Consider the following 19,344-nt stretch of genomic DNA (forward strand, 5'->3'; position numbering starts at 1 on the left):
GGCGCCAGCGGCGGCGCCGCGCACACGCGATCCGGCCTCAGCGGGCATCCTCCAGGATCATCCGCGCGCCCTTCTCGGCGATCATCACGGTGGGCGAATTGGTGTTGCCGGAGGTGATGGTGGGCATCACCGAGGCGTCCACCACGCGAAGGCCCGGCACGCCGATCACCCTGAGGCGCGCGTCCACCACCGCCATGGGGTCGCTCTCAAGGCCCATCTTGGCGGTGCCGACCGGGTGGAAGATGGTGGTGCCCACGTCGCCCGCCGCGCGGCGCAGGGCCGCCTCGTCGGCATCCGCGATCTGAAGCCCCGGCACCGTCTCCTGCGGCCGGAACGGCGCCAGCGCCGGGCGGCCGACGATGCGCCGCGCGATGCGCAGCGACTGGGCCGCCACCCGCTGGTCCTCCTCGGCCGAGAGATAGGCCGGGGCGATGGCCGGAGCGGCGGCAAAGTCCGGGCTCTTCAGGCGCAGCGTGCCGCGCGAGGCCGGGCGCAGGTTGCACACGCTCATGGTGAAGGCGGGATAGCGGTGCAGCGGATCGCCGAACTTGTCGAGCGAGAGCGGCTGAACGTGGAATTCGAGGTCGGCGCGCTCCTTGTCGGGGAACGACTTGGTGAACAGGCCGAGCTGGGAGGGCGCCATGGTGAGCGGCCCGCGCCGGCGCAGGGCGAAGTCGAGCCCCATGCCCATCTTGCCGAACACCGAGTGGTAGCGCTCGTTCAGCGTGCCGACGCCCGTCACCTTGAACACCGTGCGCAATTGCAGGTGGTCCTGGAGATTGGCGCCGACGCCGGGCATGTCGCGCGCCGCCGCGATCCCCATCTCGGCGAGGTGCGCCGCCGGGCCGAGCCCCGAGAGCATGAGAAGCTGCGGCGAGCCGACGGCGCCGGCGGCCAGGATCACCTCGCGCCGGGCCTCGATGCGCCGCGCGCCGTCCTTGGTGCGCACCAGCACGCCGGCGGCGCGGCCGTCCTCCAGGATCACCTTCTCCACATGGCCGGCGGTGACGAGATCGAGATTGGGGCGCGAGAGAACGGGCTTGAGGAAGCCGCGCGCGGTGCTCCAGCGCAGGCCGGTCTTCTGGTTCACGTGGAAATAGCACGAGCCGGTATTGTCGCCGGTGTTGAAGTCGGCAATGGGCGGAATGCCGTCCTCGGCGGCCGCCTGGCGCACCGCGTCCAGCAGCGGCCAGGTGACGCGCGGGAATTCCACGTGCCATTCCCCGCCTTTGGCGTGGAACGGGTTCGGCCCGAGGAAGTGGTCCTCGTGGGCCTTGAACAGCGGCAACACGTCGTCCCAGCCCCAGCCTTCCAGGCCCAGCTGGCGCCAGTGGTCGTAGTCGCCCGCCTGGCCGCGCATGTAGATCATGGCGTTGATGGCCGAGGACCCGCCGATCACCTTGCCGCGCGGATAGGAGAGCTGCCGGCCGTTGAGGCCCGGCTCCGGCTCGGTCTTAAAGCACCAGTCGGCGCGCGGATTGCCGATGGCGAACAGGTAGCCCACCGGGATGTGGAACCACACCCAATTGTCCCGCCCGCCCGCCTCGATGATGCAGACGCGCACGTTCGGATCCTTGGACAGGCGGTTGGCGAGCACGCAGCCGGCGGAGCCCGCACCGACGATCACATAGTCATAAGGCTGCGTGACATCCGCCTCGGCCATGGGTCCCCTCCCCGCTCTTGCTTGGCCGGACTGTGGCGCGCCCCGCCGCGGGCGGCAAGGGGAAGCGGCGGCGCCGGCATGCAGGCGAGATAGGGCCGAGGCGGGCTGCTTGTCGATGCGCCATTGGGCGCAAAGGCGGCGGATCAGGCCGCGAGGTCGTAGGGCCGGATGAGAAGCTCGGCGGGGATGTGCCAGGCCCGGTTCAGCTTCCACACCATCTCCAGCGTGAGCGCGCGCCTGCGGTTCAGGATTTCCGAAGCGCGCGAAGCCGAGCCGAAAATCCGCGCGAGGTCCGACTGGCCCTCGCCCCTCTGCTCCATCACGAAGCGGATGATCTCGACGGGATCGCCCGCGGCAACCGGCCAGCGTTCCTCCTCGCAGCGCTCCACCAGGGTCGCGAGAATGTCGAGCCGGTCCGCCTCCGGCGATCCCGGCGCCGCATCGAGAAGGCGCTCGATCTCCACCAGCGCTTCGGCATGGTCGGCTTCGGAGCGGATGGGCCGGATGTCCATGGCAGCGTCCTCAGTTCCCAGATTGGGAAATTTGTAATCCAGTCAGCCGCAGGGCCTCGCCTCTCACGCCTCCTCCAGCGCTGCGAGCAGCGACATGAAGCGCTCGCCCTGGACCAGCACATGGGCGCGCAGGCGCTCGGCGGCGGTCGCGCCGTCGCCGGCGAAGAGGGCCTCCAGGATCGCCTCATGCTCGGCGAAGGAGGCATCCATGCGGCGCGGCACCTTCAGCTGGAGCCGGCGATAGGGCTGGAGCGCGCGCTGCAGGCGCAGCGCCTCCGCGCCGAGAACGCGGTTGCCGGTGGCGGCGTAGATGGCGGCGTGGAAGACGGCGTTGGCCGGGTAGTAGGCGGCATCGTCGCCGGCGGCCACCGCCTCGCGGCATTCGGCATGGGCCGCGGCGATGGCGGCGCGGTCGGCCGCGCTCATGCGGGCGGCGGCAAGGCGGGCACAGGAGGCCTCGATCTCCGCCATCAGCTCGAAGGATTCCACCAGCTCGCGCGGGCCGAGCAGCGTCACATGGGCGCCGCGGCGCGGCCGGATGTCCACTAGGCCGGAGGCCGAAAGCTGGATCAGCGCTTCCCGGATCGGCGTGCGCGAGACGCCGAAGCGCTCGGCGAGGCTTACCTCGTCCAGCCGCTGTCCGGGCCGCAGGCGGCCGGCGACGATATCGTCCTCCAGCGCCTCCCGAAGCCGTGGTGTCTGCTCTCCGCGCACCGTCGCCTCCCTGGAACGAAGGGAAAGAGATGCCCATAAAAAATGCAAGAGCAAAAAATCTGTATACATGAAGATTGACAGCGCATGCAGACCGCGGCTTGATGGATGGGACACGCGATCACAGGTCCGTCATGCGCTCACCGTTCACCATCATGAGGACGAGGCAGATGTGGCCGGCGGCAGCCTCCGGCGCGGCCGGCGGACCGCACGAGCGCCGCCGCCGCCCCACTGGGTCACCCATCGGGTCCCTTGCCATCGCCGCCCATCCCCTGTCCCATGCGTCTCGCGCGGGCGTTCGGAATGCCCCGGCGGGAGCGCGGCCATGAGAGCACGGCCATGAACGCGAACACCTCCTTTTTCGGTGACCTGCTCACCTCCATCGCCGACCGCGGCCGCGCGCTGCTGGACCGCAACAGCCGCGTGAGCGGCGCCACCAAGGCGGCGACCCTGGTCGAGCGCTGCGAGGACCTGCTCTCGGGCAAGGGCGAGGCCTCCGGCGTCGCGCTCGCCACCGACATCCTCGACCGCTACGGCCGCATGAAGACCGGCGAGCGCATCGCCTTCTTCGAGGGCCTGGCCGAGCAGTTCGGGCCGGATCGCGACCGCATCGAGAAGGCCATCGACAGCTTCCGCCGCACCGGCTCCGACGCCGCCGTCGCCGAACTCCACGCCGCCTCCGAGCCGCGCCGGCAGGAGCTGTTCCGGCGCTTCAACCTCGCCCCCCGCGCCACGCTCGCTCTGGTGCGCATGCGCGAGAACCTGATGGACGCCATGGCCCACCGGCGCGACCTCGCGAGCGTCGACCGGGACTTCGGCCACCTGTTCTCCTCGTGGTTCAACCGGGGGTTCCTCGTGCTGCGCCGCATCGACTGGTCCACGCCCGCGAGCGTGCTGGAGAAGATCATCCGCTACGAGGCGGTGCACGAAATCCGCGACTGGGCCGACCTGCGCGCCCGCGTCGACAGCCCGGACCGGCGCTGCTACGCCTTCTTCCATCCCGCCCTGGTGGACGAGCCGCTGATCTTCGTCGAGGTGGCCCTCATGAAGGAGCCGCCGGCCGCCATCGCGCCCATCCTCGACCAGAAGCGCGAGCACCTGGAGCCGGAGAAGGCCACCACCGCGGTGTTCTACTCCATCTCCAACTGCCAGCGCGGGCTCGGCGGCGTGTCGTTCGGCAACTTCCTCATCAAGCAGGTGGTGGAGGAAATCTCGCGCGAGATTCCCTCGCTCACCACCTTCGTCACGCTCTCGCCGGTGCCCGGCTTTGGCGCCTGGCTGGAGGCCGAGCGCAAGCAGGACGACTCCCGCGCGCTCTCCCCCGCCGACAAGGAGGCGCTGAAGGCGCTCGACGATCCCGACTGGGCTCAGAACGAGGCGGTGCGCGCCGACATCACCCCGGCGCTCGGCGCGGCCGCGGCCTGCTATTTCCTGGTGGCCAAGACCAACAGGGGCAAGCCGGTGGACCCGGTGGCGCGCTTCCACCTCGGCAATGGCGCGCGGCTGGAGCGCATCAACCCCATGGGCGACCTCTCGCCCAAGGGCATCGCCCAGGCCGCCGGCCTGATGGTGAACTACCGCTACGTGCTGTCCGACATCGAGAAGAACCACGAGGCCTTCGCCGGCAAGGGCGAAGTAGTGGCGAGCCCGGCGGTGCGCAAACTGCTGCGCGCGGACACCGCGCCGCGCGCCCTCGTTCCCCTGCCCTGAGACAAGAAGAACATGAGCAACCACCTTTTCGGCACCATCCGCGCCGCCATCCCTGACCCCGCCAAGCCCCTCGCCATGCATCCCGCCGGCGGAGCGGAGACCTATGGCGACGCGCTCGCGCTGTCGGCGCAGCTCGCCAACCTCCTCGTCGCGCGCGGCGTGAAGCCGGGCGACCGGGTGGCGGTGCAGGTGGAGAAGTCCTGGCCGGCCTTCGCGCTCTATCTCGCCGCGGTGCGCGCGGGCGCGGTCTACCTGCCGCTGAACACCGCCTACACGCTCAACGAGGTGGAATACTTCCTCTCCGACGCCGAGCCGACCGTGTTCGTCTGCCGCCCCGAGATCGCCGCCGATGCCAAGGCGCTGGCGCTGAAGCTGGGCGTCGCGGCGGTGGAGACGCTGGGCACGGACGGCAAGGGCTCGCTCACGAAAGCCGCCGCCGCCTTGCCCGCGACGTTCGACGACGTGGCGCGCGGCCCGGAAGACCTCGCCGCCATCCTCTACACCTCCGGCACCACGGGCCGCGCCAAGGGCGCCATGCTCACGCACGACAACCTCCTGTCGAACGCGCTGACGCTGAAGGACTACTGGCGCTTCACGGCCGACGACGTGCTGATCCACGCCCTGCCGCTGTTCCACACCCACGGCCTGTTCGTGGCCTCCAACGTGGTGCTACTCGCCGGCGCCTCGATGATCTTCTGCCCCAAGTTCGACGCCAGGGAAGCGCTGACGCTCATGGGCAAGGGCGCCACCAGCCTCATGGGCGTGCCCACCTTCTACACCCGCCTCCTGGACCAGCCCGGCCTCACCAGGGAAGCGACGGCGCACATGCGCCTGTTCGTCTCCGGCTCCGCGCCGCTGCTCGCCGAGACCCACCGCGCCTTCGCTGAGCGCACCGGCAAGGCGATCCTCGAACGCTACGGCATGACCGAGACCGGCATGAACACCTCCAACCCCTATGACGGCGAGCGGATCGCCGGCACGGTGGGCTTCCCCCTGCCGGGCGTGGACATCCGCGTCACCGATCCGGAGACCGGCGCGGTGCTCGGCGCCGACGCCATCGGCATGATCGAGGTGAAGGGCCCGAACGTGTTCAAGGGCTACTGGCGCATGCCGGAGAAGACCGCGAGCGAGTTCCACGACGGCTTCTTCATCACCGGCGACCTCGGCAAGGTGGACGGCGCCGGCTACGTGCACATTGTCGGCCGCGGCAAGGACCTCGTCATCACCGGCGGCTTCAACGTCTACCCGAAGGAAGTGGAAGGCGAGATCGACGCCATCCCCGGCGTGCTGGAGAGCGCGGTGATCGGGCTGGCGCATCCGGACTTCGGCGAGGGCGTGACGGCCGTGGTGGTGCGCACCAAGGATGCGCGCCTCACCGAGGCCGACGTCCATGCCGCGCTGGAGAACCGGCTCGCCAAGTTCAAGCTGCCGAAGCGCGTGTTCTTCGTCGCCGAGCTGCCCCGCAACACCATGGGCAAGGTGCAGAAGAACATCCTGCGCGAGACCTACAAGGACACCTATCGTAACGTAGCGTAGCGTAACGTAAGACAAGCACTGCACAAGCAGGCCCTCCCCGCCAAGGGAGGGATGCCGACCGGGGCCAACCCCGGCGGCCCAGGGAGCAACGTCTAACCGGCCGCCCAGGGCGCGGCCGCAGGGAGGAAGACCCAATGAAGACGCACCGCAATCCGGGCGCGCGCAGGCTCGCGCTCGCCGCCATCGCCGGCGCCGCCGTCGCGCTCGCGACCCCCGCCTTCGCGCAGGACATCACGCTGAAGGCCTCGCACCAGTTTCCGGGCGGCAAGGGCGACCCGCGCGACGAGATGGTGCAGATGATCGCCCGCGATGTGGAAGCGGCGAATGTCGGCCTGAAGATCCAGGTGTTCCCGGGCGCCTCGCTCTACAAGCCCAACGAGCAGTGGGGCGCGCTCACCAAGGGCCAGCTCGACCTGTCGTCGTTCCCGCTGGACTACGCCTCCGGCCGCGTGCCGCAATTCTCGGCGACGCTGATGCCGGGCCTGGTGCGCAACTTCGATCGCGCCGACCGCCTGAACGATTCCGACTTCATGAAGGACATCAAGAAGATCGTCGACGACCAGGGCGCCATCGTCATCGCCGACGCCTGGCTCTCCGGCGGCTTCGCCTCCAAGAAGGGCTGCATCACCGGCCCGGACAGCATCAAGGGCCAGGTGACGCGCGCCGCCGGCCCCGCCTTCGAGCAGATGCTCTCGGCGGCCGGCGCCTCGATCGCCTCCATGCCCTCGTCGGAGGTCTATAGCGGCATGCAGACCGGCGTGCTGGACGCGGCCAACACCTCGTCCGAGAGCTTCGTCTCGTTCCGCCTCTACGAGCAGGCCAAGTGCCTCACCGCGCCCGGCGCCAACGCGCTGTGGTTCATGTACGAGCCGGTGCTGATGTCGAAGCAGGTGTTCAACCGCCTGAAGCCCGAGCAGCAGAAGGCGATCCTCGCCGCCGGCAAGAAGGCGCAGGACTGGTTCGCCCAGGAAGTGCGCAAGGGCGACCAGAAGCTGATCGACACCTACAAGAAGGCGGGCGTCGAGGTGATCGAGATGTCGGCCTCCGACTACGACGCCTGGCTGAAGGTGGCGCAGGCCAGCGCCTACAAGAACTTCGCCGAGAAGGTGAAGGGCGGCGACGAGCTCATCAAGAAGGCGCTCGCCGTCCAGTGACGGCCTGAGGGCTGTTCTCGTCCTCACAGGTCACTCCGGCCGTCATGCCCCGGCTTGTCCGGGGCATCCACCCGGCGGCCGGAGCGACCGATGGCGCGCCGGGGTGCCGAAGGGCCGTGCCCGGTTCCGCCCTCATCCCCCGGACAGGCCGAGGGGGTGCCGGCGGTGCGGGGCGCCGCACGCGCGCCCTCGCCTTCGACTGGCTTCCCCGCTTGGGGAGCGCGTGCGCGCGCACCCGCATCCCGACGACCGACGCCCCCTTTGCGAAAGCAGAACCGATGCTCCGCCTCTACCTCAAGACCGTGGACACGCTGTCCAAGATCGCCGGCGTCGCTTCCGGCGTGATGCTGCTGGCGGCCATGCTGATCATCTGCCAGATGATCTTCCTGCGCTACGTGTTCCGGGCGCCCACCATCTGGCAGACCGACTTCGTCATCTTCTCCGCCACCGCGGCCATCTTCCTCGGCGCGCCCTATGTGCTGCTCACCCGCGGCCATGTGGGGGTGGACGTGATCGAGATCATGGCCCGCCCGCCGGTGCGCCGCGTCCTGGGGCTGATCGGCGCCGCGCTCGGCCTCCTGTTCGCGATCGCCATGACGGTCGCGAGCTACATCTTCTTCCACGAGGCCTATGTGAACGAGTGGCGCACCTCGTCGGCCGCCGCGATCATCCTGTGGGTGCCGCTGCTGCCGCTGCCCATCGGCTTCGGCCTGCTCACGCTGCAATACATCGCCGAGATCCTGCGCCGCCTGAAGGGCGTGGACGGCTTCGGAGCCCATCCATGAGCGCGCTCTCCCCCACCACCGCCGGCTTCCTCATCGTCGGGACGCTGCTGCTCCTGCTCGCCACCGGCATGCCCATCGCCTTCGCGCTCGGGCTCGCCGCCATCGCCGGCCTGCTGGTGGCGAACGGCATCGGCGTATTCGAGGTGCTGGCCGAGACCATGTTCGCCGGCATCGGCAACCTCGCTTACGTCTCGATCCCCATGTTCGTGCTGATGGGCGCGGCGGTGGCGGCGACGCCGGCCGGCAAGGACCTCTACGAAGCGCTGGACCGCTGGCTGAACCGGGTGCCCGGCGGCCTCGTCCTGTCGAACATCGGCGCCTGCGCCATCTTCTCCGGCATGACCGGGTCGAGCCCGGCCACCTGCGCCGCCATCGGCAAGATGGGCATTCCGGAGATGCTGAAGCGCGGCTACCCCGCCTCGGTGGCCACCGGCTCCATCTGCGCCGGCGGCACGCTCGGCATCCTCATCCCGCCCTCGGTGACGATGATCGTCTACGGCATCGCCACCGAGACCTCCATCGGCCGCCTGTTCCTGGCGGGCGTGATGCCGGGGCTGATGCTCACCGCCATGTTCATGACGTGGGCGCTGATCGACTGCAAGCGCAAGGGCTTCCGCTTCGACGACATGGGCACCCGCTTCACCTTCGGCCAGAAGCTCGCTGCGCTGCCGCGGGTGACGCCCTTCATCATCATCATCGTCGGCACGCTCTACGTGCTCTACGGCGGCGTCGCGACGCCCTCGGAGGCGGCGGGCGCGGGCGCCTTCCTGACGCTCGGCGTGGTCATCATCATGTACCGGCTGTTCCGGCCGAAGCCGATCATCGACATCTTCTCGTCCACCATGCGCGAGAGCATCATGATCATGATGATCATGGCCTCGGCGGAGCTGTTCGCCTTCGCGCTGTCGTCGCTGTTCATCACCCAGACGGTGGCCTCCACCATCGCCAGCCTGGAGGTGAACCGCTGGGTGCTGATGGGCATCATCAACGCGTTCCTGCTGGTGGCCGGCATGTTCCTGCCGCCGGTGGCGATCATCGTGATGTCGGCGCCGCTCCTGTTCCCGATCGTCGTCTCCTCGGGCTTCGACCCCTATTGGTTCGCGGTGATCCTCACCATCAACATGGAGATCGGCCTCATCACCCCGCCGGTGGGCCTCAATCTGTTCGTGGTGAACGCCATCGCGCCCCAGGTGCCGACCCAGCAGGTGCTGTGGGGCTCGCTGCCCTACGTCATCGCCATGGTCATCGGCATCGTCATCCTGTGTATCTTCCCGGGGATCGCCACCTGGCTGCCGGATGCGGTGATGGGACCGGCGATGTAAGCCCGGGGTGCCGCCCACAGCCGCCGTCATGCTCCGGCTTGAGCGGAGCATCCATAACCCCTCGCCGCGTCCCGCCCGGCCGCGAGATGGGCCCTCCGGTCAAGCCGGAGGGCGACGGTGGGTAGGAGGGCGACGGCGGTGGGCGGGGCGGCGGCCGATCTGCCTGGAAGGCGGTGCCGGCAATGCGCGCCAGGTCTTTGAGAAGCGCACTGTCATGCCCCGGCTTGTCCGGGGGATCCACCGAGCCGCCGGCATGGCGCCCGGAAAATGAAGCGCCGAGCGAGCCGCTGGGTGGATCCCCCGGACAAGCCGGGGGATGACAGTGGTGAGGCACCAGGGATAACGCCCTCAGCCGCCGTCAGGCTCCGGCTTGAGCGGAGATCCATGCCCCCTCCCCGCGTCCCGCCCGGCCGCAGGATGGGCCCTCCGGTCAAGCCGGAGGGCGACGGTGGCGGATGGGGTGGCCGCGGGCAAAAGCCGCTTAGCGACGGCGGGAGGTCGCCCCTACCGCTCCACCGGAATCACGTCGACGCCCACCGAAAGCACGTGGTCGCCGGAGGCGACGACCACCCCGTCCACGGGGGAGACATCCGCATAGTCGCGGCCGATGCCGAGGATGATGTGGTCGTCGCCGGCGGGGATGGCGTTGGTGGGGTCGAGGCCGATCCAGCCCGCCTGCCGCCCGCACCACAGCTCCACCCAGGCATGGGTCGCGTCCGCGCCTTCGAGGCGCGCCTGGCCTTCCGGCGGCACGGTGCGCAGATAGCCCGACACATAGCGCGCCGGCAGGCCGATGCCCCTGAGGCCGGCGATCATCACCTGCGCGAAGTCCTGGCACACGCCGCGCCGCGCCGCGAACGCCTCGTGCGGCGCCGTGGTGACGATGGTGGAGCCGGGCTCGTAGACGAAGCCGTCCTTGATCCGGTGCATCAGCTCGATGCCCGCCTCCAGCACCGGCCGGTCGCCGGAGAAGCTCGACGCGGTCCAGTCCGTGATCTCGCCGTCGAGCGGCACCGCGCGCGAGGCGAACAGGCCGTGGCAGGGCGCGCGGGCGGACAAATCGGGGATCTCCAGCGCCTCGGTCCGCACCGCCTCCACCGTGGGCGTCGCCGCCGCCTCCGGCAAGGCGGTGGAGAGCACCTCGACCCGGCTGCGGGTGGAGATCTGAAGGTGGTCGTGCGGCGCGTCGAGCGTCACCCAGGTCACGCCGTTGCCGAAAAAGTCGGTGCCCTGCTCGCGCTCGGCGGGATCGGGCAGGATTTCCAGCATGTGGGCGATCACGTGCTGGTGGCCGGCGCGATCCACCGGCGTCATGCGCAGCACCTGCCGCGCCACCCGCACGGGCACGGTGTAGGTGTAGGTGGTGGTCTGGCGGATGTCGTAGAGCATGCCCGCCTCACAGCGCCAGGGAGAGCGTCATCTCCGGGGAATGGCCCTGGAGGAAATAGTGGGCGGAAATCTCGTCCGACAGCTCCATGAGGAGGTCCTCCATGGACTGGAACCAGGCGGCATCGAAGCTCTCCGCCGTCGCGGCGGCAAGCTCGGCCTGCATGCGCGCGACGAGGCGCTCCCAGCGCGGCGGCGGGGCATCCATGTCGCGGCCCGGCAGCACCTTGAGGTGCGCCGCCATGCGCTCCACCTGGAACGCCACCGAGCGCGGATTGTCGGGATCGAGCAAAACGAGGTCGAGCACCGGCCCGCGCGCCTCCATCATCACGTAGCGCGTGCGGTAGGTGATGCGGCTGTCGGCCACCTGGAGCAGCGCGTCGAGCGAGCCCTGAGGGGCGCCCTGCTCGCCGAAGGTCTGGGCGAAGCGCAGCGTGCCGATGGCGCGCTCGGTGCGCCGGCCGAGTTCCAGGAAGCGCCAGCCGGTGAGCCGGTTCATGTTCTCCGAGGCGAGGCCGTAGAAGGCCGCGATGATGCGCAGCGCCGCGTCGGCCCGCTCGTGGGCGTCCGCCTCGGAGGGCGCGGTGGGCACCGGCAGGTTCACGCAGGCTTCGAGGTCCACCAGCGCGCGCCAGGCGTCGGGCGAGAAGCGGTCGCGGATCACGGAGGCGGCCGAGCGCGCGGCGAGCACCAATTGGGGAAGCGCGCCGGGCACGTCGTGGCGGGTGAGCACGGCGATGGCGTAGCGCGCCGGCGTCACCCGCGCGAGGTCGCGCGGCATGGCGCCCCAGGCGCCGAGCAGGCCGAGCAGGCGCGAGACCAGCGGGCCCGTTCCCACCTCGCCGCTCTCGGCGAGGCGGCTCACCAGAACCCGCGCGAGGCGCAGCGTCGCCTCGGCGCGCTCCACGTAGCGGCCGAGCCAGAACAGGTTGTCGGCGGCGCGGCTCGGCAGCGTGCCGGAGGAGCGGCGCACCTTCACGTTGTCGGGGCTGGGGAGCAGCGTGGTGTCGGACACCGCCTGGTCCGACAGCACCCACACGTCCGCCGAGCGGTCGCCCTTCTGCAGCGACACCGCGCGCGAATCGGGCGCCGAGGAGATGCGGCAGAAGCCGCCCGGCATCACCTCCCACCCGCGCTCGGTGGCGCACAGGAACACGCGCAGCATGAAGGGGCGCGGGGTGAGCTTCTCGCCGGTCCAGACCGGCGTGGTGGAGAGCCGGGCGATGTCCTGGCCCACCACGTCGGCGCCGCGCCGGGCGAGCACGGTGGCGAGCCGGCGGCGGGCGGCCGGGGTGAGGTCGGCGCCGATCACCGAGCCGCCCTCCAGCAGTCCCGGCACAGACCGCCCGAACGCCGAGGCGAGCACCAGTTCGTCCAGATGCTCCACCACCTGGGCGCGCTCGGCCTCCTGGCCGCACCACCAGGTGGCCACGTGCGGCAGCTTCAGCGGCCCGCCGATGAGGCGCTGGGCGAGGCGCGGCAGGAAGGCGAGCAGCGCCGGCGCCTCCACCAGGCCCGAGCCGAGCGCATTGGCGAGCGAGACGCCGCCCGCGCGCACCGCCTGGACCAGGCCCGGCACACCGAGCCGCGAGCGGGCGTTCAGCTCCAGCGGGTCGGCGAAGTCGGAATCGAGGCGGCGCAGCAGCACGTCGATCCGCCGCAGGCCCGCCACCGTGCGCACATGCAGCGTGTCGCCGCGGACCGTGAGGTCCTCGCCCTCGACCAGCAGGAAGCCGAGATAGCGGGCGAGCAGCGCGTGCTCGAAATAGGTCTCGTTGAGCGGGCCGGGCGTGAGCAGGCCGATGCGACCCTCCCCGGTGCGGTCGAGCTTCAGCAGCGACGTGCGCAGCGCCTGGAAGAAGGCGGCGACCCGGTGCATGCGCAGGGCGCGCGACACGTCCGGCAAGGCGCGGGTGAGGGCGAGCCTGTTCTCCAGCGCATAGCCCGCGCCCGACGGCGCCTGGGTGCGGTCGGAGAGCACCCACCAGCGCCCGTCCGGGCCGCGGCCCACGTCGGCCGCATAGAGCCGCAGATACCGTCCGCCCACCGGCTTCACGCCCACCAAGGGGCGCAGGAATTCCGGGCTGCCTGCCACCGCGGCGGCGGGAATGTCGCCGTCGCTGACCAGGCGGGCGGGGCCGTAAAGGTCCCGCAGCACCAGTTCCAGGAGTTCGGCGCGCTGGATCAGGCCCTGCGACAGGGTTTCCCAGTCGGCCGAGCCGAGCACCAGCGGCAGGTGGCTGAGCGACCAGGGGCGCTCGTCGCCGCCGGCGTCGTCATAGACCCGGTAGAAGACGCCGGATTCCTTCAGGTAGCGGTCAGCGGCGGAGAACCGGCGCCGCAACTCCTGCGGCCCGAGTTCGGCCAGAGCGGCGAGGAAGGGCACCCAATGGGCGCGCGGCTTGCCGTCCGCATCCATCATCTCGTCGCGGATGCCGGGCAAGGTTTCGTAGCCGCCGAGCACGCTCTCGACCGCAGCCTTCTCGAACACGTCGCTGCGCTGCTCGGCCCCCGACACGCAAAACCCCTTCCCCCGCGGCGCTCCCCCGGCCGGGCCTGCCATTATGCCCAAAGGCGAAGGAGATGCACCCCGCGCGACCGGCAAACCGCAGATGGCGGGCGGACACGCGCACGGCCGCGCTTCCCGGCCGGGGACAGGCGGCGGCAGGGTTCGCGCCGCTGCGCGGGCGTTCCGCGGAAGAAAGAATAATTCTCAACGATGCGCGCGGGCCACACATGGCGGCACGCGGCGACGGACCGGACCGGCGGCGGCCCGGTGCGCCATCGCCCAGGCGCCTGCCCGGTCAGCCGAACAGGATCGCGGCCAGGATCACCGCATAGGACAGGGCGAAGAGGATGCCGTCACGAACGAGCGGCGACAGTCGCGACGTCATGGAGCACATTCCGGATGATTAAGTTGACTGATCTTATAGATTTATCGTGAGATCGGTCAATAACCATATTCAGAATGTGTATTACCACCGTCATTCCCCAGTGAATGTCGGCGCGCGCTTCTCCACGAAGGCCGCGACGCCCTCGGCGAAGTCGCGGGTGCCCGCGCTGGCGATGAAGGCATCGCGCTCGGCGTGAAGCTGGTCGGACAAGGTGTGGGAGAACGAGGCCCGCATCAGGTGCTTGATGCGGCCGAAGGCCAGCGTCGGCCCCGCGGCGAGGCGGCGGGCGAGCGCATCGGTCTCGGCGCCAAGATCGGCGGCGGCCACCACCTTGTTCACGAGCCCGAGCCGCAGCGCCTCCGGGGCATCGACCACGTCGCTGAGCAGCGCCAGTTCCAGCGCCTTGCGCAGGCCGACGATGCGCGGCAGCGAGAAGGTGCCGGAGCCGTCCGGCGTGGTGCCGATGCGGGCATAGGCCAGGGTGAAGCGGGCATCGTCCGCGGCGATGGCGAGGTCGGCGGCGAGCATCACGGAGAGCCCGGCGCCCGCCACCGCGCCGTGCACGCTGGCGATCACCGGCGCATGCAGGGAGGCGAGCCCCACGATCGCATGGTGGAACGGGTCGATGATGCCCGCCACCACCTTCGGCGCCTCGCGCCCGGCGGCATGGAAGCGGGCGACGTCGCCGCCGGCGAGGAAGGCCCGCCCCTCCCCGGACAGCACCACCGCGCGCACCGAGCGATCCTTCGCCGTCCGGTCCACCGCATCCTGGAAGGCCAGGATCGTCGCCTCATCGATGGCGTTCAGCACCGCCGGGCGGTTGAAGCGGATGCGGGCGATGCCGTCCTCGACCGAGAACAGGAGGGGGGCGGCATCGGCGGCCGGACGATCGGACATGGGCGCTCCTTGGACCATTCGTTGCGACCGCTGCAGGCCGGGCATGCAGGCTGCCCGAGGGGCGCCCGCGCCACAAGGTGCGGCAGGTCCCGAGGCACCCTATTCACATCGACTTATCGCGTTATTTTTCTTATTGCGCAGATTATGGATGCGATTTATTTTAAATTCCACGACACGACGATGTTTTAACGCTTCCAAACTGTGGTTAACAGCCGGAAGCGGGGAGCCCGCCAGCATGACCTCTCCTCTCCAGCGCAAGCTGAAGATCACCGGCCCCACCGTGGTGACGGCCAATCGCCTCGCGGACGGCGCGGCCGTCTGGCTCGCCCGCGACGGGCGCTGGACCGAGCGCCTCGCCGAGGCGGAGGTCGCGACCACCGCCGACGCGGCCCACCGCCTGCTCGACATCGCCCATGCGGACGAGGACACCGCCGTGGGCGCCTATCCGGCCACCGTGGCGCTCTCCGACGGCGGCGTTCCGAAGCCCGCGACTTTGCGCGAGCGCATCCGCGCCACGGGCCCCACCGTCGCGCAGCCCTTCCAGCCCGCCGCGCTCTGAGCGCACGGCAACCGATCGGGTTCCCCCATGTATGTGCATGACGAGTTCGACCGCGCCTTCCTCGCCGAGCGGGTCGAGGACTTCCGCGGCCAGGTGGCGCGGCGCCTCTCCGGCGCGCTGAACGAGGAGGAGTTCAAGCCGCTCCGCCTCATGAACGGCGTCTATCTCCAGCTTCATGCCTACATGCTGCGGGTGTGCATCCCGTACGGCACGCTGTCGGCCACCCAATTGCGCGCGCTTGCCGCCGTGGCGCGCAAGTACGACCGCGGCTATGGCCACTTCACCACGCGCCAGAACATCCAGTTCAACTGGATCAAGCTCGCGGAACTGCCGGACGCCATGGCCGACCTCGCCAAGGTGGGCATCCACGGCATCCAGACCTCGGGCAACTGCATCCGCAACACCACCACCGACCCCTGGGCCGGCGCCGCCCCGGACGAGATCGAGGACCCGCGCCTCTATGCGGAGATCATCCGCCAGTGGTCGACGCTGCACCCGGAATTCACCTTCCTGCCGCGCAAGTTCAAGATCGCCATCACGGCGGCGACGCACGACCGCGCCGCCATCAAGGTGCACGACATCGGCCTGCGGCTGCATCGGCGGGACGGCGAGACCGGCTTCGAGGTGATCGTCGGCGGCGGGCTCGGCCGCTCGCCCTTCATCGGCAAGACCATCCGCGACTTCCTGCCGAAGCAGCACCTGCTCTCCTATCTCGAAGCGGTGCTGCGGACCTACAATCTCGAAGGCCGGCGCGACAACATCTACAAGGCCCGCATCAAGATCCAGGTGCACGAGATCGGGCTTGAGGAATTCACCCGCCGCGTCGAGGCGGAGTGGGAGGCGATCCGCGAGGGGACCCTGCGGCTCGACGAAGAGGCCATCGACCAGGTGCGCGCGCATTTCGCGACCCCGGCGTTCGACGCGCTGGAGGACGGCCCCGCCGCGCTCGCCGCGGCGCTCCAGGACCCTGGCTTCGCCCTCTGGCACGCCAATGTGGTGGCGCCCCACAAGGCGCCCGGGCATGCCATCGTCACCTTGTCGCTGAAGCCGATCGGCGGGCCGCCGGGCGATGCCACGGCGGACCAGATGGACGCCATCGCGGAGCTTGCCGAGCTTTACGCCTATGGCGAGGTGCGGGTCGCCCACGAGCAGAACCTCACCTTCCCCCACGTGCGCCAGAAGGACCTGCCGGAGCTGTGGCGGCGGCTCGACGCCATCGGCGTCGCGACCCCCAATGTGGGCCTCGTGAGCGACATCATCTCCTGCCCCGGGCTCGATTATTGCTCGCTCGCCAACACCCGCTCCATCCCCATCGCGCAGGCCATCTCAGAGCGTTTCGCGGATGGCGCGCGGGCCGCCGAGATCGGCCGGCTGCACCTCAACATCTCGGGCTGCATCAATGCCTGCGGCCACCACCATATCGGCCATATCGGCATCCTGGGGGTGGACAAGAAGGACGAGGAATTCTTCCAGATCGTCCTCGGCGGCAAGGGCAACTTCAAGGCCCGCCTCGGCGAGCTGATCGGCCCGGCCATCCCGGAGAGCGAGATCGTCGACGCGGTGGAGCGCATCGTCGACACCTATCTCGAACTGCGCACGTCCCCGTCCGAGACCTTCATCGCCGCCGTCGAGCGCCTCGGCCTCGACCCGTTCAAGGAGCGCGCCTATGCCTCTCGTTAAGTCCGGCGCCGTCACGGCCGATCCCTTCGTCACCGTCGCCGACGACGCACCGCTGCCGGACGGCGCGGTGATCGTCTCCGCCGCGCGGCTCCTCTCCGGCGACCCGGCGCTCGCCGCCCATCGCGGCCCGCTGGGCGTCGCCTGGCCGAACAGCTCCGACGTCAGCCTCATCGTGCCGCATCTGCCGCGCCTCGCTTTGGTGGCGCTCGCCTTCCCCAAGTTCCGCGACGGCCGCGCCTTCAGCCAGGCGCGCCTGCTGCGCGAGCGCTATGGCTTCCGGGGCGAGGTGCGCGCCACCGGCAACGTGCTCCAGGACCAGGTGCTGTTCATGGCGCGCTCGGGCTTCGACGCCTTCGCGCTGGAGAAGGGCGCGGACGCCGCCGCGTTCAAGGCGGCGCTGGCGCGCTATTCGGTGTTCTATCAGCCCACCGCCGATGGACGCCCGACGGTGCGCGACCTGAGGTCGGCGGCGCCGGCCCGCACGCTGGAGGCGGCCGAGTGAACGCATTCGATCCGGCCGGCCCGCGCCTCGACGCCGCCGCGCTCGACGCGCGGCTGCGGGCAGCGGCGCCGACCGAGATCATCGCCGCGGCGCTGGACGCATTCCCCGGACGCGTCGCGGCGGTGTCGTCCTTCGGCACGGAATCCGCGGTGCTGCTGCACCTGATTGCGCAGGTGGACCGGGCGACGCCGGTGCTGTTCCTCGACACCGGCCACCTGTTCCCGGAGACCCTCGCCTACCGCGACGCGCTGGCAGACCGGCTCGGCCTCACCGGCATCGTCACGTTCCAGCCGGAGGCGCGGGAGCTTGCCGCGCGCGATCCCGAGAGCGCGCTGTGGGCCGACGATCCCGACGCCTGCTGCGCCTTGCGCAAGGTGGAGCCGCTGGCCCGCGCGCTCGCGCCCTACGGCGCCTGGATCAACGGCCGCAAGCGCTACCAGGCGGCGACGCGCACCGACATCCCGGTGGTGGAGGCGGACGGCGCGCGGGTGAAGTTCAACCCGCTCGCCGCCATGGCGCGGCCCGACCTCGAAGGCTACATGGCGGCCCACGATCTGCCGAAGCACCCGCTGGAGGCCTTCGGCTTCGCCTCGGTCGGCTGCATGCCCTGCACCACCCGCGTCATGCCCGGCGAGGACCCGCGCGCCGGGCGCTGGCGCGGACGCGCCAAAACCGAGTGCGGCATCCATATCGCCGAGGGAATCTGAAGCACGGCAACGGTTTCCAGACCGGCGGATGGCCGTTCCGTCCGCCGGTTTTTTGTGTCCGGGCATTATCATACTTAAATCTATCGATATTGTAGAAAAATGCGTTGACCCTCCGGAAAACGGGTGCCATCGTTTGCGCGATCGGATGACTTTGGGGGCTGTTGCAGGCTCCGCAGGAGGTTCCATGACCCACCGTTCCGCCCCCTTCAGCGCCCTGTTCGCGGGCGTCGCGCTCACGCTGGCCGCCGGCACCGCTTTGGCCGCCGACACGACGCTGCTCAACGTCTCCTACGACCCCACGCGCGAGCTTTATGTGGACGTGAACAAGGCATTCGCCGCCGAATGGGCGAAGTCCCACCCCGGCGACACGCTGAAGGTCAACCAGTCGCACGGCGGCTCGGGCAAGCAGGCGCGCTCGGTGATCGACGGCCTGGAGGCGGACGTGGTGACGCTGGCGCTCGCCTACGACATCGACGCCATCGCCGAAAAGGGCCTCATCGCCAAGGACTGGCAGAAGCGCCTGCCGGAGAATTCCGCGCCCTACACCTCGACCATCGTGTTCCTGGTGCGCAAGGGCAACCCGAAGAACATCAAGGACTGGGACGACCTGGTGAAGCCGGGCGTCAAGATCGTCACGCCCAACCCGAAGACCTCCGGCGGCGCCCGCTGGAACTACCTCGCCGCCTGGGGCTACGCGCTCAAGAAGAACGGCGGCGACGAGGCCAAGGCGAAGGACTTCGTCAAGGCGCTGTTCAAGAACGCGCCCGTGCTCGACACCGGCGCCCGCGGCTCCACCATCACCTTCGTCGAGCGCGGCATCGGCGACGTGCTGCTGGCGTGGGAGAACGAGGCCTATCTCTCGGTGAACGAGCTCGGCCCGGACAAGTTCGACATCATCACCCCTTCGCTCTCGATCCTCGCCGAGCCGCCCGTGACGGTCGTCGACAAGGTGGTGGAGAAGAAGGGCACGCGCGCCATCTCCGAAGCGTACCTGAAGTTCCTCTACACCCCCGCCGGCCAGGAGATCGCCGCCAAGAACTATTACCGTCCGCGCGACGAGCAGGTGGCCGCCCGGCACAAGGACACGTTCGCCAAGGTCGATCTGTTCACCATCGACCAGGTGTTCGGCGGCTGGCAGAAGGCGCAGAAGACGCACTTCGGCGACGGCGGCGTGTTCGATCAGATCTATGCCAACTGACGGCCGGTGCGATCATGGCATGGCATGAGGCGGCTCCCCTCCCCGCAAGGGGGGAGGGGTTCTGCGCTCCGGGGCGGCTCGCGATGCGATCGCGCTCGCTTTCTGCGCACGCGCCCATAGCGCGGGCC

General features: G+C 69.9%; 16 protein-coding genes. 10 read left to right on the top strand and 6 right to left on the bottom strand.

What is annotated here, in order from left to right:
- Nucleotides 1-37: 37 nt before the first annotated feature.
- The 3 genes from D9R14_RS08460 to D9R14_RS08470 all read right to left on the bottom strand — a co-directional run bounded on the left by D9R14_RS08460 (nt 38) and on the right by D9R14_RS08470 (nt 2,889).
- Nucleotides 38-1,663, bottom strand: coding sequence for a GMC family oxidoreductase (locus D9R14_RS08460; protein WP_121622883.1), 1,626 nt, complete (start codon nt 1,661-1,663; stop codon nt 38-40).
- A gap of 143 nt (nt 1,664-1,806) precedes the next feature.
- Entirely contained in the window at nt 1,807-2,175 is a 369-nt protein-coding gene (locus D9R14_RS08465) for a helix-turn-helix domain-containing protein (protein ID WP_121622884.1), read from the bottom strand.
- Nucleotides 2,176-2,238: 63 nt separating this feature from the next.
- Entirely contained in the window at nt 2,239-2,889 is a 651-nt protein-coding gene (locus D9R14_RS08470) for a GntR family transcriptional regulator (protein ID WP_121622885.1), read from the bottom strand.
- A gap of 336 nt (nt 2,890-3,225) precedes the next feature.
- Here D9R14_RS08470 and D9R14_RS08475 point away from each other — a divergent pair, with 336 nt between their 5' ends.
- From D9R14_RS08475 to D9R14_RS08495, 5 genes are all read left to right on the top strand, one after another.
- Complete coding sequence (locus D9R14_RS08475) at nt 3,226-4,596, top strand: malonyl-CoA decarboxylase (RefSeq protein WP_121622886.1); 1,371 nt, start codon at nt 3,226-3,228, stop codon at nt 4,594-4,596.
- Between the two features lie 12 nt (nt 4,597-4,608).
- Nucleotides 4,609-6,132, top strand: coding sequence for a malonate--CoA ligase (locus D9R14_RS08480; RefSeq protein WP_121622887.1), 1,524 nt, complete (start codon nt 4,609-4,611; stop codon nt 6,130-6,132).
- Nucleotides 6,133-6,266: 134 nt separating this feature from the next.
- Nucleotides 6,267-7,286, top strand: a complete 1,020-nt coding sequence (locus D9R14_RS08485) for a TRAP transporter substrate-binding protein (RefSeq protein WP_121622888.1) — start codon at nt 6,267-6,269, stop codon at nt 7,284-7,286.
- Nucleotides 7,287-7,564: 278 nt separating this feature from the next.
- Nucleotides 7,565-8,071, top strand: coding sequence for a TRAP transporter small permease subunit (locus tag D9R14_RS08490; RefSeq protein WP_121622889.1), 507 nt, complete (start codon nt 7,565-7,567; stop codon nt 8,069-8,071).
- On the top strand, nt 8,068-9,393 hold the full coding sequence (locus tag D9R14_RS08495) for a TRAP transporter large permease (protein WP_121622890.1): 1,326 nt from the start codon (nt 8,068-8,070) through the stop codon (nt 9,391-9,393). The genes D9R14_RS08490 and D9R14_RS08495 overlap by 4 nt, the downstream gene beginning before the upstream one ends.
- A 504-nt stretch (nt 9,394-9,897) precedes the next feature.
- Here D9R14_RS08495 and D9R14_RS08500 read toward each other — a convergent pair.
- The 3 genes from D9R14_RS08500 to D9R14_RS08510 form a co-directional block, all read right to left on the bottom strand.
- Nucleotides 9,898-10,782 (bottom strand): transglutaminase family protein, encoded by an 885-nt coding sequence (locus tag D9R14_RS08500; protein WP_121622891.1) that lies wholly within the window; start codon nt 10,780-10,782, stop codon nt 9,898-9,900.
- Nucleotides 10,783-10,789: 7 nt separating this feature from the next.
- Nucleotides 10,790-13,342 carry a circularly permuted type 2 ATP-grasp protein gene (locus tag D9R14_RS08505; RefSeq protein WP_121622892.1) on the bottom strand — a complete coding sequence of 851 codons (2,553 nt, stop codon included), beginning with the start codon at nt 13,340-13,342 and terminating at the stop codon, nt 10,790-10,792.
- Between the two features lie 421 nt (nt 13,343-13,763).
- Entirely contained in the window at nt 13,764-14,570 is an 807-nt protein-coding gene (locus tag D9R14_RS08510; protein WP_121622893.1) for an enoyl-CoA hydratase/isomerase family protein, read from the bottom strand.
- Between the two features lie 235 nt (nt 14,571-14,805).
- On the opposite strand from D9R14_RS08510, the gene D9R14_RS08515 reads away from it, so the two are divergent.
- The 5 genes from D9R14_RS08515 to D9R14_RS08535 all read left to right on the top strand — a co-directional run bounded on the left by D9R14_RS08515 (nt 14,806) and on the right by D9R14_RS08535 (nt 19,216).
- Nucleotides 14,806-15,129 carry a DUF2849 domain-containing protein gene (locus tag D9R14_RS08515; protein WP_121622894.1) on the top strand — a complete coding sequence of 108 codons (324 nt, stop codon included), beginning with the start codon at nt 14,806-14,808 and terminating at the stop codon, nt 15,127-15,129.
- A 27-nt stretch (nt 15,130-15,156) separates the two neighbouring features.
- Entirely contained in the window at nt 15,157-16,809 is a 1,653-nt protein-coding gene (locus D9R14_RS08520; RefSeq protein WP_121622895.1) for a nitrite/sulfite reductase, read from the top strand.
- Entirely contained in the window at nt 16,796-17,311 is a 516-nt protein-coding gene (locus D9R14_RS08525) for a DUF934 domain-containing protein (protein WP_121622896.1), read from the top strand. Before D9R14_RS08520 ends, D9R14_RS08525 begins: the two co-directional genes overlap by 14 nt.
- Entirely contained in the window at nt 17,308-18,018 is a 711-nt protein-coding gene (locus D9R14_RS08530; protein ID WP_121622897.1) for a phosphoadenylyl-sulfate reductase, read from the top strand. Before D9R14_RS08525 ends, D9R14_RS08530 begins: the two co-directional genes overlap by 4 nt.
- Before the next feature lie 184 nt (nt 18,019-18,202).
- Nucleotides 18,203-19,216, top strand: a complete 1,014-nt coding sequence (locus tag D9R14_RS08535) for a sulfate ABC transporter substrate-binding protein (RefSeq protein ID WP_121622898.1) — start codon at nt 18,203-18,205, stop codon at nt 19,214-19,216.
- The last annotated feature ends 128 nt before the right edge of the window (nt 19,217-19,344 follow it).

The organism is Xanthobacter tagetidis (assembly GCF_003667445.1).
Taxonomy (GTDB): domain Bacteria; phylum Pseudomonadota; class Alphaproteobacteria; order Rhizobiales; family Xanthobacteraceae; genus Xanthobacter; species Xanthobacter tagetidis.